This window comes from Sedimenticola hydrogenitrophicus, assembly GCF_025175675.1.
In the GTDB taxonomy this organism is placed as follows: Bacteria; Pseudomonadota; Gammaproteobacteria; order Chromatiales; family Chromatiaceae; genus Sedimenticola; species Sedimenticola hydrogenitrophicus.
Map to the genome: position 1 here is coordinate 53,531 of NZ_JANIOA010000018.1, position 15,900 is coordinate 69,430.

12 protein-coding genes are annotated in these 15,900 nt (G+C 63.0%); 1 reads left to right on the forward strand and 11 read right to left on the reverse strand.

All coding sequences use genetic code 11. The annotated features are described in order from the left end of the window. Window positions 1-11: 11 nt before the first annotated feature. From NPX02_RS11485 to NPX02_RS11510, 6 genes are all read right to left on the reverse strand, one after another. Complete coding sequence (locus NPX02_RS11485) at window positions 12-623, reverse strand: hypothetical protein (RefSeq protein WP_260293719.1); 612 nt, start codon at window positions 621-623, stop codon at window positions 12-14. Between the two features lie 415 nt (window positions 624-1,038). Further along, a complete protein-coding gene (locus tag NPX02_RS11490) occupies window positions 1,039-1,509 on the reverse strand; it encodes a rhodanese-like domain-containing protein (RefSeq protein ID WP_260293720.1) in 471 nt (156 codons plus the stop codon). Window positions 1,510-1,767: 258 nt separating this feature from the next. Beyond that, entirely contained in the window at window positions 1,768-2,415 is a 648-nt protein-coding gene (locus NPX02_RS11495) for a response regulator (RefSeq protein WP_260293721.1), read from the reverse strand. Further along, on the reverse strand, window positions 2,415-4,058 hold the full coding sequence (locus NPX02_RS11500) for an ATP-binding protein (protein ID WP_260293722.1): 1,644 nt from the start codon (window positions 4,056-4,058) through the stop codon (window positions 2,415-2,417). The genes NPX02_RS11495 and NPX02_RS11500 overlap by 1 nt, the downstream gene beginning before the upstream one ends. A gap of 312 nt (window positions 4,059-4,370) precedes the next feature. Further along, on the reverse strand, window positions 4,371-5,519 hold the full coding sequence (gene cca, locus NPX02_RS11505) for a tRNA nucleotidyltransferase/poly(A) polymerase-related protein (protein ID WP_260293723.1): 1,149 nt from the start codon (window positions 5,517-5,519) through the stop codon (window positions 4,371-4,373). Window positions 5,520-5,728: 209 nt separating this feature from the next. After that, on the reverse strand, window positions 5,729-7,537 hold the full coding sequence (locus NPX02_RS11510) for an ABCB family ABC transporter ATP-binding protein/permease (RefSeq protein ID WP_260293724.1): 1,809 nt from the start codon (window positions 7,535-7,537) through the stop codon (window positions 5,729-5,731). A 55-nt stretch (window positions 7,538-7,592) separates the two neighbouring features. Between NPX02_RS11510 and NPX02_RS11515 the strand changes: the two genes are divergently transcribed. Then, window positions 7,593-7,934, forward strand: a complete 342-nt coding sequence (locus tag NPX02_RS11515; protein ID WP_260293725.1) for a S24 family peptidase — start codon at window positions 7,593-7,595, stop codon at window positions 7,932-7,934. A gap of 33 nt (window positions 7,935-7,967) precedes the next feature. Here the strand turns inward: NPX02_RS11515 and NPX02_RS11520 are convergent, their stop codons facing one another. The 5 genes from NPX02_RS11520 to NPX02_RS11550 all read right to left on the reverse strand — a co-directional run bounded on the left by NPX02_RS11520 (window position 7,968) and on the right by NPX02_RS11550 (window position 15,774). Further along, entirely contained in the window at window positions 7,968-8,714 is a 747-nt protein-coding gene (locus NPX02_RS11520) for a ParA family protein (RefSeq protein WP_260293727.1), read from the reverse strand. Continuing rightward, a complete protein-coding gene (locus tag NPX02_RS11525) occupies window positions 8,711-10,321 on the reverse strand; it encodes a CHAD domain-containing protein (RefSeq protein WP_260293729.1) in 1,611 nt (536 codons plus the stop codon). Before NPX02_RS11525 ends, NPX02_RS11520 begins: the two co-directional genes overlap by 4 nt. A 348-nt stretch (window positions 10,322-10,669) precedes the next feature. Then, the gene (locus NPX02_RS21365) at window positions 10,670-12,763 is read right to left on the reverse strand and encodes a putative bifunctional diguanylate cyclase/phosphodiesterase (RefSeq protein WP_305792847.1); all 2,094 of its coding nucleotides are present in this window, start codon (window positions 12,761-12,763) and stop codon (window positions 10,670-10,672) included. Between the two features lie 21 nt (window positions 12,764-12,784). Continuing rightward, window positions 12,785-13,231, reverse strand: a complete 447-nt coding sequence (locus NPX02_RS11545) for a response regulator (protein WP_335342555.1) — start codon at window positions 13,229-13,231, stop codon at window positions 12,785-12,787. Continuing rightward, complete coding sequence (locus NPX02_RS11550; protein ID WP_260293730.1) at window positions 13,228-15,774, reverse strand: sensor histidine kinase; 2,547 nt, start codon at window positions 15,772-15,774, stop codon at window positions 13,228-13,230. The genes NPX02_RS11545 and NPX02_RS11550 overlap by 4 nt, the downstream gene beginning before the upstream one ends. Window positions 15,775-15,900: the final 126 nt, after the last annotated feature.

Consider the following 15,900-nt stretch of genomic DNA (forward strand, 5'->3'; position numbering starts at 1 on the left):
GACAGCCCCGTTCACTTGAAATTATTGTCGTGCGACAGATCGTTCAAAACATTACTCACGACTTGCCGGGTCATTGTGTAGACCGCATCTTCAGTATCTACAGCCTTGGTGGCATTTGCCGGAGCGGCGGCATTACCCACCGTGGTATGAATGGCATGGCGGGCTTTCTTTTCAATCGCCTGGCCAGAAGTATCACCTACATAACGGGCGGTACATACGTAGCCATCAGTGACCTGTGAACCGGCCAAACCAAAGGTGAGTCCGGTAACAAATCCCTTGCTGAAAGCATCATCGGTCACGGGGACATTGTTCAAGGTAATGCTGAGCAGGGCGCCTCCCGTTACCGGCTCTTCAGACACATCGCTAAACAAGCCGCTGGACTTGACTTGATCAAGCACCTTCACTTTCAGTAAATCTGTTGCCCGAGCGTTCAGTACCCCTTTCGTCTGAAACTCAAACAGCGCCTGCACGGGGCGCAATGGTTCCGGCTTTGCGTATTGGTCAGTGCTGATCTCCCTCGTTCCATTATCCACATACATGTTCGCACATCCGGATAAGAGAGCGATACTCAACAAGGTCGCCCAACGACCGGCAAACGAACCCGGTTTCAATATGTTTCTCATGCAAATAATCCCCTTGATAAGCTTTTGTCGGAAATGATGGTAAATTATCGTTGTTTCACGCTAAGCGCTGTCGAAAACAGGACGGCGCCTGGCCCGATCCCAAGATCACGCGAGGCCATAAAATACCACACTCACCTTATCCATAAAAACCTATATGACAGCGACATTTCACGGCCAAGTAGCCTTGTGGGGTGGGCACGGTTTTTGTGCCCACTCGGCTGTTCACTCACCAAATATCCCACCTTTCGAAACAATCACCCCGCCACCCAGGTCGCCCGCATAATCGCCTCGGAAATACGGCGAAATACGGGACACTCATCATTCATATGATTATTCTCCACGCATGTCGATATGGTGATTAAGTGGAGGTGCATTACGGGGGTACCGGAGTGAACCCGGCACAGGGACAGTGGGTTCAGCCCCCGACCGGCCGTCTTTGCTCCGGCCGCAGTTTGGTGGTGAAGTAGTCGTCGCCCGCTTCCACGTCCACTGGCTGTTCGTTGGCGTCCACCAGCGGTTGTTCATAGTCGTTCCAGCCGCGCAGGCCGGTCTTCAGCGAGGCGACGTTCTCGAAGCCCAGTACCTGCAGGGAGTTGGCGGCCAGCACGCTGCGGTAGCCGGAGCGGCAGACCACCACGATCTCGCGCTCGCGTGCGCGTACCAGTTCCGGCTCGGTCTCTTCGTAGTCCCATTCGCAGGCCGATTCGAGGATGCCGCGCGGCACGTTCATGGAGCCGGGGATGTGCATGGCGGCGAACTCTTCCGGCTCGCGCACGTCGACTATCAGCAGATCGGGATTGGCCAGCTGGCGCTCCTCCAGATCCCACGGCATGATCTCTTTTACATCCGTCAGGCAGCTGCGGATCAGTTCTATAAATCGCATCATGGTGATAAGTCCTGTTACTGCTTTGGTTTATCGTTGATGAGGGGTAACTACTCACCCAGTCTGTAAGTGATTGGCCTGCCTTGTTGGCCGATCTTGATGGCGCCTCGAATCCGGCTCCTTTTTCAGATTCAAGCCTGCCCTTGTTTGAGCAAAGCGAGTTTGGGCAGGCGCTGAAAAAGGGGCTGGATTCGAGGACACAAGCCATCACGTGAGGCCGGCAAGGCAGGCCAATCACCCCGTGAGTAGTTACGATGAGGGTTACTGTTCACGGGAGCAGAGGGCCTGTTCGACGGCGATCACCGCCGCCTCGACCCGCGAATGCACGTTGAGTTTGCGCAGGATGGATTTGACGTGCAGCTTGACGGTGCCGTCGGAGATGCCCAGGTTGCGCGCGATCACCTTGTTGCTCTGGCCGTCCGCCAGCAGGCAGAGGATCTCCGCTTCGCGCGGGGTGAGGTCGGCAAAGACATCCCGGACGGTGCTGGCCTGTCCCTCGCCCTGCACCGCCTTGGCGAGGATGCCGGTCAGCTCCTGGGCGACGATGGTGGCGCCGCCGACAATGGCGCGCAGGGCATTGACCAGGTCGTCCGGCTCCATATCCTTGAGCAGATAGCCCTGGGCGCCCCCCTGCAGGGCGTTGATCACGTCGCTCTCCTCGCGGCTGGTGGTGAGCATGGCGATCGGCATGGTCAGCCCCTGCTCGCGCAATACCCGCAGCACCTCGATGCCGTTCATCTCCGGCATGCGCATATCCAGCAGCACCACATCGGGCTGTTCGCGTGCGGCCATTTCGATCCCCTCCCGGCAATTGCCGAAGGCACCGATCACGTTGATCCCCCGGCGCTGCAACAGCTCCTGGAGGCCGATACGAAACAGCGCGTGGTCATCGATTAACAGGATACGCATCAGCCGCTCTCTTTCTGCTCGCTTTTGCGGGCGCTCAGGCCCAGGTTATAGGTCAGTTCAACCCGGGTACCTTCACCCGGTTCACTCTCGATCCTGATCTCGGCCCCCACCCGCCGGGCCCGCTCCTCCATGATCGAGAGGCCGATATGTTCCCCCGGGTTGCCATGCGGCCGGAAATTGTCGAAGCCGACGCCGTCATCCTCCACCAGCAGCCGGTATTCGCCCTCGGTATTACAGGTGAGCAACACCCGCACGGTATGCGCCTTGGCGTGCTTGCGGATGTTGGCCAGACTCTCCTGCACGATGCGCAGCAGCTGCATCTCCTCGCTGGCGCCCATATTGACCTGGCGACAGCCGCACTGGAAGAAGATGGGGATCCCGGTATCCTGGCGGAAGCGCTGGGTCATCTTCTCCAGCGCCAGGATCAGGCCGCGCTGGTCCACCGGGGCGAGGAAGTTATTGAGCAGCTCGCGCAGCTCGGTATGGGCCTCGTCCAGTCCGTTCTTGATCCGCTCCAGCTCGTTGCGGGCCAGGGAGTTGTCACCCGGCTCCTGTTCCAGGGTCTCGTCCAGCATGCGCACCTGGAAGCGCAGGCTGGCCAGGGTCTGGGCCAGGGAGTCGTGCAGTTCATGGGCCAGGGCGGTGCGCTCCTCGATGATGGAGAGGCGCCGCGCCTCCTCGTCCGAGCGGTGCTTGGCAATGGCGATGCCCAGGTGGCTGCCGATGGTATAGAGCAGGTCGTAGGTCTCCTCACGTCCCTCCAGTCCGGACTTTTTGATCAGCAGGCGATAGAGCCCCAGCACATCGCCATGAAATTTCAACGGGATGGTGATCTGCTCCAGCTCATCGCTGCCGTACATGTGCCGGCCGTTGCGCCTGGAGCAGGCCAGCGCATCGTGTTCACAGAGCACGTCGCCACTGGAGAGCGTCTTGCCGCACTGGCACAGCGGCACCGGCAGCTGCTCGCTCTCGGTCAGGATACGGTCATCCGGGCCGATGCTGCCGACCAGGCGCATCAGCCCCTGGGCGGTGGTCAGCTGGACCGTGGCCGCGACGCCGTGGGCCATCTCCTTGAGCACCCGCAGAAAACGCAGCAGCAGCTCGTCCATGTCATCGACCTGGTTGATGCTGGCCGCCACATCGTAGAGCGCCTTGAGGCCGGTGGTCTGTTGGGCCAACCGCCGGGTCTGCCGCGCCACCCGGTTGTCCATATCCTCGTAGAGATCGATCAGCTCGCTGCTGAGGCTGTCCAGATCCCTGGCCAGCGGCCCCAGCACCCCCACGTCATCGATCAACATCGAGGTCCAGGGCTCACCCTGGCAGACATCCCCCACCGCACGCTCCAGCTGTACCAGTGGCGCCAGCAGGCGGTTGCGCAACCGGTTGACGCCGACAATGAAGGCGGCAATTGCCACCAGAATGGTGGCGAGAAACAGCAGGCCGATCGGGTCCGGCGCCGTGCCGCGAACGAACCAGAGCGCCAGCAGCAGACTGAACAGAAGGGCCGAGGCAAGGGTGATGAGCGGGCCGATCAGGCGGGCAGCCACCAGCACCTGCAGATAGGGGTAGCGGCCGACCACGTTCATCAGCGGGCCACCGGCCTCGGGCGCAGGGGAACGAGGCGGCTTCTCATCGTTCGTCATGGCCGTAGTCATTTTTCACCTTGTGTGGATGCGAACCGGATTGCTCAGCGCTCTGTATTCGAAGTTGCTAATTTAGCATGATTTTCCATGGTGAAGGAAACTGGTCATCGGCGGCTGGTGATCCCGTGCGGTGGTGATCGTCCAGGGAAGGGAATGTCAAGGCGGCTATATTCATCGCGGGCGGATACAACACGGCCGGCAGGCGGCCCGCCCCCGGGCCGATGGGTCGGGGCACCACCTCCGGGTCGATCATCGCGGCGGGGCACCGCTCCTACGGGCGATGCATTTTGACCAGGGAATACGACGAACGGATCATGTCCCGAGCCCGGAGATGGCGCGGATCTGCCGTTCCCGCAGCACCCGCCCCAGATCGGCCCCCTGCAGCCCCTCCGCGCTGAGCCGGGCGGGAGAGATCGAGGCCATGGCGCGCCCGGCCTCGGCCAGCCAGGCGGTCAGCTGCTCCGGCGGCGCGGGCCAGACCACGGTGCAGAGCAGGAGCAGCCGGTGGAAGCGCTCCGGCTGCTGTTGTGCCCGCCCGCGGATCAGCAGATCGAGAGTGGCGGCGGGCTCACGGTGCAGCGCCCCCGGATAGAAACGGGCCACCCCCTGCAACTGGGCCAGCAGGTCCAGATACTCCCGCTCCACCGGCAAAGCCGCCTTGAGCCAGCTGGCGCGGGCGGTGCCCAGGCACAGGCTATGCAACAGTGCGGCGAAGCGCACCTGCGGATCGGCCCCGGCCGCCACTGCGCGCTTCAGCGCCCGGATCGGCTCGCAGTCCGGCTGCTCGCCGTGGGCGGTGTCGCTCTCCTCCGATTCGGCCATGGCCTCTGCCAGCGGCGGCAGCAGGGCGGCCAGCGCCCCGCAACGCTGCAGGGTCTCGAAAAAGCGCCACGGCGCGGGTTCCAGTAGGGCCCGTTTCAACTCCTGCCAGACCCGCTCCGGCTTGAGCGCCGCCAGCTCCTCGCTGGTGGCCATCTGTTTCATCAGGTCGAAGGTGTCGTGGGCCAGGGAGAAGTCGTGCGTGGACAGGCGGGCGATGAAGCGTGCCGCGCGCAGCAGCCGTACCGGGTCCTCGCCGAAGGCGGGGGTGATATGGCGCAGCCGGCGCTGTTCGATATCGGCCAGGCCGCCCACGGGATCGATCACCTCGTCGGCCTCATTCTCCACCAGGGCGTTGATGGTGAAGTCGCGCCGCCGCAGATCCTCCTCCAGGGTGACATCCGGGCCGTATTCGACGCTGAATCCCTTGTAGCCCGGCCCGGTCTTGGTCTCGCGCCGCGCCAGGGCGTACTCCTCGCCCGTCTCGGGGTGCAGGAACACCGGGAACTGCCCGTCGGCGCGGACAAAGCCGCGCTCCAGCATCTCCGCCTCGCTGCCCCCCACCACCAGCCAGTCCCGGTCCTTGACCGGGATGCCCAGCAGCCGGTCGCGTACCGCGCCGCCGACCAGATAGATGTTCATTCCAAAAACCTCATTTCAACCGCCAGGGGCGCAAAGAACACGAAGGAAAACATTAACTTGTACACTCCCGACCGTTCAGCTGCCGGGTTGGACGAATCATTCCGGAGGTGTCGGAGTCAAACCGGGCTCACTCCGGTGAACCGATGCACGACAGCGGGCCGGTTTGACTCCGACACCTGTGGGTTAAAATCGTCTGTCCTGCCAATTTTTCATACCGCCTGCTCCACTTGCATCTTGCGCTCCTCCTGCTGCAGCTGCCACATCTCGCGGTACACCCCGGCCTGCGCCAGCAGTTGGCGGTGGCTGCCGCGCTCGATAATCCGTCCTTGGTCCATTACCAGGATCTGGTCGGCGTCCACCACGGTGGAGAGGCGGTGGGCGATCACCAGGGTGGTGTGATCCTCCGCCACCTCACGCATGGTCTCGAGGATCGCCTGCTCGGTCTGGGTGTCCAGGGACGAGGTCGCCTCGTCGAATATCAGGATTCGCGGCCGCTTGAGGATCGCCCGGGCGATGGCGATGCGCTGCTTCTCGCCGCCGGAGAGCTTCAGCCCCCGTTCCCCCACCAGGGTCTGGTAGCCGTGCGGCAGGGACTCGATAAACTGGCGAATATGGGCCATGCCGGCGGCCGCCTCGATCTCCTCCCGGTTCGCATCCGGGCGGCCGTAGGCGAGGTTGTAATAGATGGTGTCGTTGAACAGGACCGTGTCCTGGGGCACCACGCCGATCGCCTCGCGCAGGCTCTCCTGGGTCACTTCGCGTACATCCTGGCCGTCCACCAGCACCGCCCCGCCGGTGACGTCGTAGAAACGGAACAGCAGTCGCGACAGGGTCGACTTGCCGGCACCGCTGTGCCCCACCACCGCCAGCTTTTCGCCGGGGCGGATGGTGAAATCCACATCGCGCAGGATCTCCCGTTCCGCCTGGTAGGAGAAGCAGACCTGGCGGAAACGCACCTCGCCCCGGTTCAGCCGCAGGGCCGGGGCGTCCGCGCGGTCCTGGATCTCCGGCTGCAGTTCCATCAGCTTGAAGATGAGATCCATGTCCGCCAGGGAGTACTTGATCTGCCGGTAGACCATGCCGAGGAAATTGAGCGGGATGAACAGTTGCAGCAGGAAGGCGTTGACCAGCACCAGATCGCCGATGGACATGCTGCCGTCCACCACCCCGCCGGCGGCGAAGAACATGATAGCGGTGACGCCGAGACCGATGATCCCGCCCTGCCCAAAATTGAGCAGGGACATGGAGCTCTGGCTCTTCACCGCGGCCTCTTCCCACCCGTCCAGGGTGCCGTCGAAACGCTCCAGCTCGAGGCGCTCGTTGCCGAAGTACTTGACCGTCTCGTAGTTGATCAGGCTGTCCACCGCGCGCGCATTGGACTGGGACTCCAGCCGGTTCATGGTATGGCGGTAATCCATGCGCCACTCGGTCACGGCAAAGGTAAAGACGATGTAGACAGCGACGGTACCGAAGGTGACCAGGGTGAAGATCGGGTCGTAGTGGGTGAGCAGGATCACCGCCACCAGGGCGAACTCGACCACCATCGGGATGATGCTGAACACCATGTAGTTGAGGATGGAGCTGACACTGCGGGTGCCGCGATCCAGATCCCGGCTGATGGCGCCGGTCTGGCGTCCCAGATGAAAACTGAGCGAGAGCCGGTGCAGGTGGGTCAGCACCTCGGTCGCCAGCCGGCGCATGGCGTGGTAGCGTACCCGGGCGAATATTACGTCACGCAGCTCGTTGAACAGGGTACTGCTGACCCGCAGCGCACCGTAGCCGATCAGCAGGGCCACCGGCAGGACCAGCAGGGTCTCCTGGCCGCGATCCATACCGTCGACAATCCCCTTGAGCACCACGGGAATGCCGACATTGGCCACCTTGGCCAACACCAGACAGCCCAGGGCCAGCAGGGCGCGCCAGCGATAACCCCAGAGATAGGGAAGCATGTTCCTGATATTTTTCCAGTCGCGCCGGTCACTGTGGGGACGCGCCTGGGCTTGACGATTGTGTGCCATATAGAGAGACTGTTTAATAATTTACTAATACAGCAGAATTCCTGGGCCAACCGATATGACACAAGATTGCAGTTACAACGAACTTTACGCCCTGCAGGTGCTGGATGACAGCATGGAGCCGGAATTTCCGCTCAATTGCATCATCGTCATCGAGCCCTCCGAGGTGTGCGCCAGCGGTGCCTACGTCATCATCAGCGTGGATGGCGAGCGGCTGTTCCGCCAGTGGATCCGCGATGCGTCGGGCCAGGTGCGGCTGGTGGCGCTCAACCCGGCGTACCCGGGCCTAACCCTGGACGGCACCCATCATAAGGTCGAGGGCGTGATTGTCCAGCGTAATATCCGCCGCAAGGTCAAGCATTATAAACCCTACGAGGAGAACAGCGGCCTGGTGAGCTGACACCCTGCCACCCGCAATCCGCGGGGATGGCGATCAGCCCGCGAGCGCCGCCTCCAGCTCGCGCCACAGCGCCTCATAGGCGGTGCCGGCGGCACTGCGCGGGGCGAAGCTCCCCAGCGGGGCGCGGAAATAGCCCATGCGCTCCACATCGCTGGCATAGGGGATGTGGGCATCCAGGAGTTCCGGAAAACGTGCCGGCAGCTGCTCGATCAGATCCCGGTGCATGCGCTTGCGCCGGTCCACCATGGAAAAGAACGGCATGCGCTTCACCTCGCCCACCTGGTGACCCTGCAGAAACGCCACCAACTGTTCATAGGTGCGCAGCGACAAGGTGGTGGGGATGGTGGGGACCAGCAGGGCATCGGCGGCGCGGAAGATGTTCTCCGAGACCAGCGAGATGCTCGGCGGACAGTCCAGGTAGATCCGGTCGTACTCCTCGGAAAGCGGCCGCAACAGCCGCAGCAGTTGCTTCACCGGTCCCTTGGCCTCACCCAGCACCAGGTCCATGTTGCGGTAGGAGAAGTCGGCCGGCAGCAGATCCAGGTTGTCGAAATCGCTCCCCTTGATCAGCCCGTCCAGGTCCCGCTTGCCCTTGATCATCTTGCGGCCGCCCCCCTTGACGCGGGGCTTGATGCGGAAGTAATAGCTGGCCGCGCCCTGCGGATCCAGGTCCCAGACCAGGGTGCGCAGCCCGGCCCGGGCCGACAGGAAGGCGAGATTCACCGCGGAGGCGGTCTTACCCACCCCGCCCTTGATGTTGTAGACGCCGATAATCTTCATACCGTCCCCCCGGACTCGGCGCGCTTTTTCCCCGCCTTGCCGAACAGCTGTTCAAAGGTGGCCAACTGATCCGCATCGGCAAACCGGGCGAAGCGCTCGGCGAAGGCCAGCCGGCTCTCCTGTTGCCGCCGGAGCAGGCCATCCACCAGCATGCCCATCGCCAGCAGGGTATCGGCGGGCACCTCGCCCTCGGCCACCATCTGGTGGGCAAACTCGCGCAGCTTGTCGGCCTGCACCTCCAGGTCCTGGAACTCGCCCAGGTTGTCCAGCAGCCCCTTCAGGCGCTTGATCAGCGGCTTCACCTGGTCCGCGGGATAGAGGCTCTGGAAGAACTCCAGCAGGTAGCGCAGTTTCTTGCAGCGCTTGCGCAGCCCGTGCAGCGCCTCCGGCGGGGAGTGGGAATTGATCGCCAGGCCCTCCTTCAACACCCTCCCGAAGGTGCGATGGATGCGCTTGCCCGCCAGCTTGGCGATCGGCTTGCCGGCCTGGGGCGCGGCCTGTTCCAGACTGGGCTCCGCGCCGGGCGTTGCCTGCAGAAAGCCGCGCCACTCCTTCATCAGGCGGTGAAAATGGGGCGAGTTGAGCTTGCGCACCATGGTCTGGTGCTCGGCCTGCTGATGGCGGACGAGAAATTCATGCAACGGCTCCAGGTCGGGGCGGAACGGCTCCGGCAGACTGTTGCGGTACTCGTTGAAACCGAGCAGGTAGACATCCAGGTCGCGGGTGGGGCCGGTCAACTGGCCCACCCAGGCGAAGCGCTCCTGGAATGCCTCCATCTCCGCCTTGGGAAACACCCCCTTGATCTGGCTGAGCGCCGAGCGGGTGCGCCGCACCGCCACCCGCAGGTCATGCAAGAACTCCGAATCCAGGTCGGCCCGGGTACCCGGCAGATTGCTCTCCAGGGTCTCCAGCAGGGTAAGGTGAATCTGCCGTGCCACCTCCCCCGCCGGCATCCGCGGATGCAGTTCGATATCGAGCTTGGAACTGTAATCCAGTGGCTGCCGGCCGATGGCCGCCAGCCCCAGGACAATCAGCGGCTCGCGCTGCGGTTGCAGTTCGAGGGTATCGGCAAGAAACCGACCGAGCTGAGTGAGCGGCTTGGCATAGCCACGCACCGGCAGCAGCCGGACCAGGGCGGCCATCGGCTGGTACTCGCCGCGTCCGGGCGGCCGGGCGGCGTGCTCCCGCAGAGCAACCCTGACTACCGTCTTGCGCTCGTTATCCAGGACGCTGAGCAGTCGCTCGCGGCAGCGGACCTCCACCTGGGGTAGCAGGCTGCGCATCTGCAGCGCGGCGGCCAGCCGGTCACGCAACAGTCCGGGTGGATACGCCTGGTAAAACCCGCCGACCGAGCCCTCCAGACGTATCGTCTCGCAGGCCGTGCCGTCATCCAGCTTGCGCAGGGTCAGCTCATGCCGGCCCTGTCCCTGCACTTCGTCCAGTTGCAGACCGGCCTGGAACAGGCGCCAGTCGAAACTGTCATGGAGGGTGTGGCGCACGCTCTGTTCCGGCTCACTGGTCAACTGAAACTGTGAGGAGAGGGCCGTCATCACCTCACCGATCGACCCTGCATCCCGCAGTTGATACTGGAGCTCTGGTGCCTTCATGTGGTTGTATCCTGCCCTTAGGGTTCGCGCAAGAATAATTCCGTAGTACCGAGGGCGTCACTGGGCCCCGCCGGCAAGGCACGTTTTGCAGGCAATGGCTGTTCCCTTGCCAAAAAGCGTAACGCCGACGGAGGGGGCCAGTGGCGACCGAATACCGGAACTTATTCTTGCGCGAGCCCTTATCCCGTGAGTCGCGGTAGGGTCCGCTCAGGGGCTAGATACTAATCAAGCGGGCATAAAAATACCATTACAGTTGACGGGGCGGGTTTCAAGCACCGGCGGATCGGCCCAACCCGGCCTGCCGGGAAGCGGATAATGGCCAGGCCACGGGGCGGGTACCCCTGCCGCTCACCAGCGCCATACCTTCGGCAACAGTCCAACCAGCGCCGTGTCGGTCACCGGCTTGCTCAGGTAGTATCCCTGCACCAGGTCGCAATCGCGGGCGCGCAGGAATTCCAATTGTTCCAGGGTTTCGACCCCTTCGGCGACGATCTCCAGGCCCAGCTTGCGCGCCAGCGAAATGCTCGCCTCGACAATCGCCTCATCGCCCGGGTCCCGGCCCAGATCCGCCACGAAGGTCTGGTCGATCTTCAACACATTGACCGGGAACCGCTTCAGGTAGGCCAGGGAGGAGTAGCCGGTGCCGAAATCATCGATGGCGGTGCGCACCCCCAGGGTATGCAACGCCTCCAGGATCTCCGCCGCACCGAGCGGGTCGCGCATCACCATGTTCTCGGTGATCTCCAGCTCCAGCTTCCCGGGCGGCATCTGCTCCTCCGCCAGGGCGCGGCGCACCTTGTCCAGCAGGTCCCGGTCGTTGAACTGGATGGCCGAGACATTGACCGAAATGCGCGGCCCGTGAAACCCCGCCTCGCGCCACTGGCGATGCAACCGGCAAGCCTGCCGCAGCACCCATTCGCCCACCGGAATGATGAGCCCCGATGTTTCCAGCAGGGGGACAAAATCGGCCGGTGACACCAGCCCGCGCTGCGGATGCTGCCAGCGGATCAACCCTTCGATACCCACGATCTCGCCGCCGCGCAGACTCACCTGGGGCTGACAGTGCAGGCGGAACTGCTCCTGCTCCAGTGCCTGGCGCAGATCGCTCTCCATGGCCAGGTATTCGTGGCCACGGGCGTTCATGCGCGGCGCATAGAAACGGTACTGGTTGAGTCCCGAAGACTTGGACTGGTACATGGCCGTGTCGGCGTGGCGCAACAGGTCCTCCACGTTCTCCCCATCATGCGGGTAGAGGGCGATGCCGGTACTGAAGGTGACGTACACCTTATGCAGGCCGATGTTCACCGGGCTCTCGAAGGCGGCATGCAGCTTGCGCAGGACCACCACGGTATTGTCGACGCCCGACAGGTCATCCACCATGATGGTGAACTCATCCCCCCCATGCCGCGCCACCGTATCGTTGGGCCGCAGGCAGCCGGTCAGCCGCTGCGCTACCTGTTGCAGCAGCGCATCACCCGCGGCATGCCCCAGGGTGTCATTGATGCGTTTGAAATTGTCCAGATCCAGGAACAACACGGCCACACAGCTGTCGTGGCGCCGGGCCCGTTCCAGCGCCGAGGTCATATGATCGATGAGGAAGTAGCGGTTTGGCAGGCTGGTCAGCGTGTCGTGGGTAGCACGATGCTGCAACTCCGCCTCGAAGCGTTTCCGTTCCGATATGTCCCGGGCGATGATCGACAGATCCTCCAGCTCCCCCTGCGGGTTGTGGCGCGCCAGTACCACCAGCGACACCGGCAGTTCATCGCCTTCGGCGATCTGCAATACGGTCTCCCCGCTCCAGGAGTGATGCTTACGCACATGGGGAATCACGTCCACTATCAGCTGTTGGGCCATATCCTCCGGGAAGATATCCTGCATGCCGCGCCCCTCGATCTGCTGCTGGGTGTCCAACCCCAACAGCCGACGGCCGGCGCCGTTGAGATAGCGCAGCCGGCCGTCCGGTGCATGGATGGCGACCAGGTCCGGAGTCGCCTCCAGGACCGCGGCCAGCCGGTTGCGCGCCGCTTCGACCTGGCGCCGTTCGCGGCACGTTCTGGCATCCCGCAGTTCGCGCTCGACGCTCGGCAGCAGCCGCGCCAGCTGGCCCTTCATGACGAAGTCTTGGGCGCCCCGTTTCATCGCCTCCACCGCCGCCTCTTCGCCGATGGTGCCGGAGACAAAGATGAACGGGATATCCGGATCATACCGACGCACCAGCTCCAGGGCGCGGGTACCGCTGAAGTTGGGCATGGAGAAGTCGGAAAAGATAATGTCCCAGGGGGACTGCAGCGCCGCTGTCAGGGTCGCTTCCGTATCCACATATTCCCAGTCGAACTTAAGCCCGCCCGCCTGGAGAAAATCCGCCAGCAGCAAGGCATCGTTCTCCACGTCCTCAATGATCAGTACGTGCAGAAGTGGGGTGGGGGTTTCGGATTGCGTCATGGGTGATCTCCATTTCCGGCATCAATCAGGCGGGGGCTGATTGAGCAACAGCCAGTACAGTCCTAACTGTCCGGCCGCCCTGACAAATTCATCAAAATCCACCGGCTTGCGAACATAGCTGTTGGCGCCCAGGGTATACCCCTTGAGTCGGTCCTCGTCCTCGTTGGACGAGGTCAGGATGACCACCGGCAGCAGTTGCGTACGCGCATCCGCGCGGATGCGCCGCAGCACTTCCAGACCATCGATCTTGGGTAGCTTCAGATCCAGCAGCACCACCGCCGGCAGATCGGTGACCTCGCGCCCGCTGTAGATCCCGTTTGCGAACAGGTAGTCCAACGCCTCGACGCCGTTGCGCGCCACCACCACCCGGTTGCCGACGTGGTTGGCGGCTAGCGCATCGAGTGTCAGCAGCTCATCATCCGGATTGTCTTCTACCAGCAGAATCACCTTGTCGCTCATGTCGCTCATGTCGCGCTCCTTGTCCGATCCAGAGTGAAATAGAAGGTCGCCCCATCGCCGACGCTACCTTCGGCCCAGATGCGCCCGCCGTGCTTATGGATGATCCGCTGCACTGTCGCCAGGCCGATACCGGTGCCGGGAAACTCGCCGCTGTCGTGCAACCGCTGAAAGGCGCCAAACAGTTTGTCGACATAGGCCATATCGAAACCGGCCCCGTTATCCCGGACATGGAAGACACAGATCCCATCCTCGCTGGCACTGCCGCCGACCTCGATCAGCGCCTCCGCGCACTGGCCGGTGAATTTCCAGGCATTGCCCAACAGGTTATCCATCACCACACGCAGCAGCTGGACATCACCCTGTACATACAGATCCGGCTGAACCGTGAAGCGTACCCGGCGTTGCGGTTCCGCCTGGCGCAACTCCTCCAGCACCTTGCCGGCCAGCCGGGTCAGGTCCACCAGCTCCTGCTTGAGTTCGGCACGGCTGACCCGGGACAACTTGAGCAGATCGTCGATCAGTGTTGCCATGCGCTGGGCGGCGGCCCGCACCCGCTGCAGCCGGTCACGCCCGCGCTCGTCCAGCGACCCGGCATAGTCACTCAGCAGGGTGCTGCTGAAACCGTCAATGGCGCGCAGCGGCGCACGCAGGTCGTGAGAGACGGAATAGGAGAAGGCCTCCAGTTCCCGGTTGGTGGACTCCAGCGCCGTAGTCCTGGCACGTAAGACCTCATTCAGCTGCTGGATCTGCAGGTCACTCTCCTTGCGTTCACTGATATCCTCTATGACACCGTCAAAATAGATCCGTCCGGCGAAATCCTGCTTCTTTACCGCCGTTATCGCCGCATAAAAGTTCTTTCCCCGCAACGTCTTCATGTGGTGTTCTTCACCGTTCACATGGCCTTGTCGCTGGAGTCGGTCGCTGAATGCCCGCTGGCGGGCACGGTCACAAAACAGATCCGTCAGGGCGCAGTTCATCAACTCATCCGCGGACTCGGCCTCAAACATCTCCCGCATCGCCTGGTTCACCTCAAGGAAGCGGCCCGACTCATCCCCGCTGCTGCGATACACCCCCACCGGCAGGTTGTTCACCAGCTCCCGATAGCGTGCCTCGATCAGGCGCTGCGCCTCCTCGGCCCGCTTGCGTGACGTGATATCGCGAATGATGCCGGTCACCAGCAGCCCGCCGGCGGATTTCAGCGGACTCAGACTGATCTCCACCGGGAACTCGGTGCCATTCTTGCGGCGACCGAACAATTCAACACCGGCCCCCATGGGCCTGACCACCGGTTTTTCCGAATAGTCCTGCCGATAAACCGTATGGCGGCCGCGAAAGCGTTCCGGGATCAGCTGTTCAACCGGTTGCCCGATCAGCTCATCACGGCCGTAACCAAACCACTTCTCGGCCTGGCTATTGATCAGATTGATCTGCCCTGCCCGATTGATGATCACGATGGCGTCGGGCGCGGAATCCAACAGCCCGCGGAAACGCGCCTCGCTGTCGCTGATCCCGGCCACGGCAAGCCGCCGCTGCAGGTCTTTGCGCACAATGACGCCACCCACCAGGGCCAGCAGCAGCGTCAGTATCAGGAACACCAGCAGGTAGTTGTGGCTGCGCCCGGCCAGTTCGCCGGCGACCACCGCCCGCGGCAGGCGGCTGACCAGATACCAGCGTTCCGCGTTCAAGCCGAGGGGCAGGGTCTCCGGTTCCAGCCGCCGGTAGCTGAAAATCCCCTCATCGTGCGTCACCTGATCCTGCACCCGGCCGCCCTGCATCGCCGACCAGATCTCCGCGTATGCGCCGGCGAAGCTGTGTGACCGACGATCGGGATACATAAAGCCCCACTCCTGCCGCGGCGTCGGGCCCAGCAGCCAGTATCCGTCCGCGTTGAGCAGCCACGGGTGATTGCCGGAGCCGGTGGTGATCTTGCGCAGCCGGTCGAGCAGCCGCTGCCCCAGATAGTTCAGCATGATCAGTCCGCGCGGCTTGCCCGCCTGATCGAACACCGGCGTGCCGAAGCGGATCATCGGCTTGAGCGGTCGCTCGATCCTGGCCTGCTCGATATTGAGATCGAAAGGCGAGACGTAGATCCCGCCCTTCTCCAGGGCCAGGGTTTGCCGGACATAGTAGCGGTCCGTCTTGTCCTGCAGTTGATCGGGCGGGGTAGCCCGGGGAACGCCTCCATTCCAGTCGACACGGACCCGTTCCCGACCCGCCTCATCAAGGAACCGGGCCTGGTCATACAGACCGCGATGCCGGGTAAAGGTGAGCAGGTCCTCGCCGAGGCGGGCCTGTGCCGCGGGATCGCCGGTTTCGAGCCACTGCTGTAGCGACGACTGTTCGGCCAGATAAAGGGCATCGCCGCGCACCCGATCCAGTTCCGTCTCGATCAGCTGGACCGCCAGTTGAATCACATGCTGTTCATCGGCACGCGCGATCTGCCGTATCCCGCTGGCCTCGGCGTTGAACAGCAGCCACAGCACCACCGCCAGCACCAGTGACAGCGGTGCCAGTATCCCCAGCAATCTGTATGCGAATCGCCAATTCCACATGACCGATACGTTAATCCAGCACCTGTCCGGATCATCCCGATCCAGATCATCATTCCTTCGAAACAGGTGGCGCAATCGAGCCCATTTACCGCTATTTCAGAGGTTTCCACCCGGCATGGCTCCCCT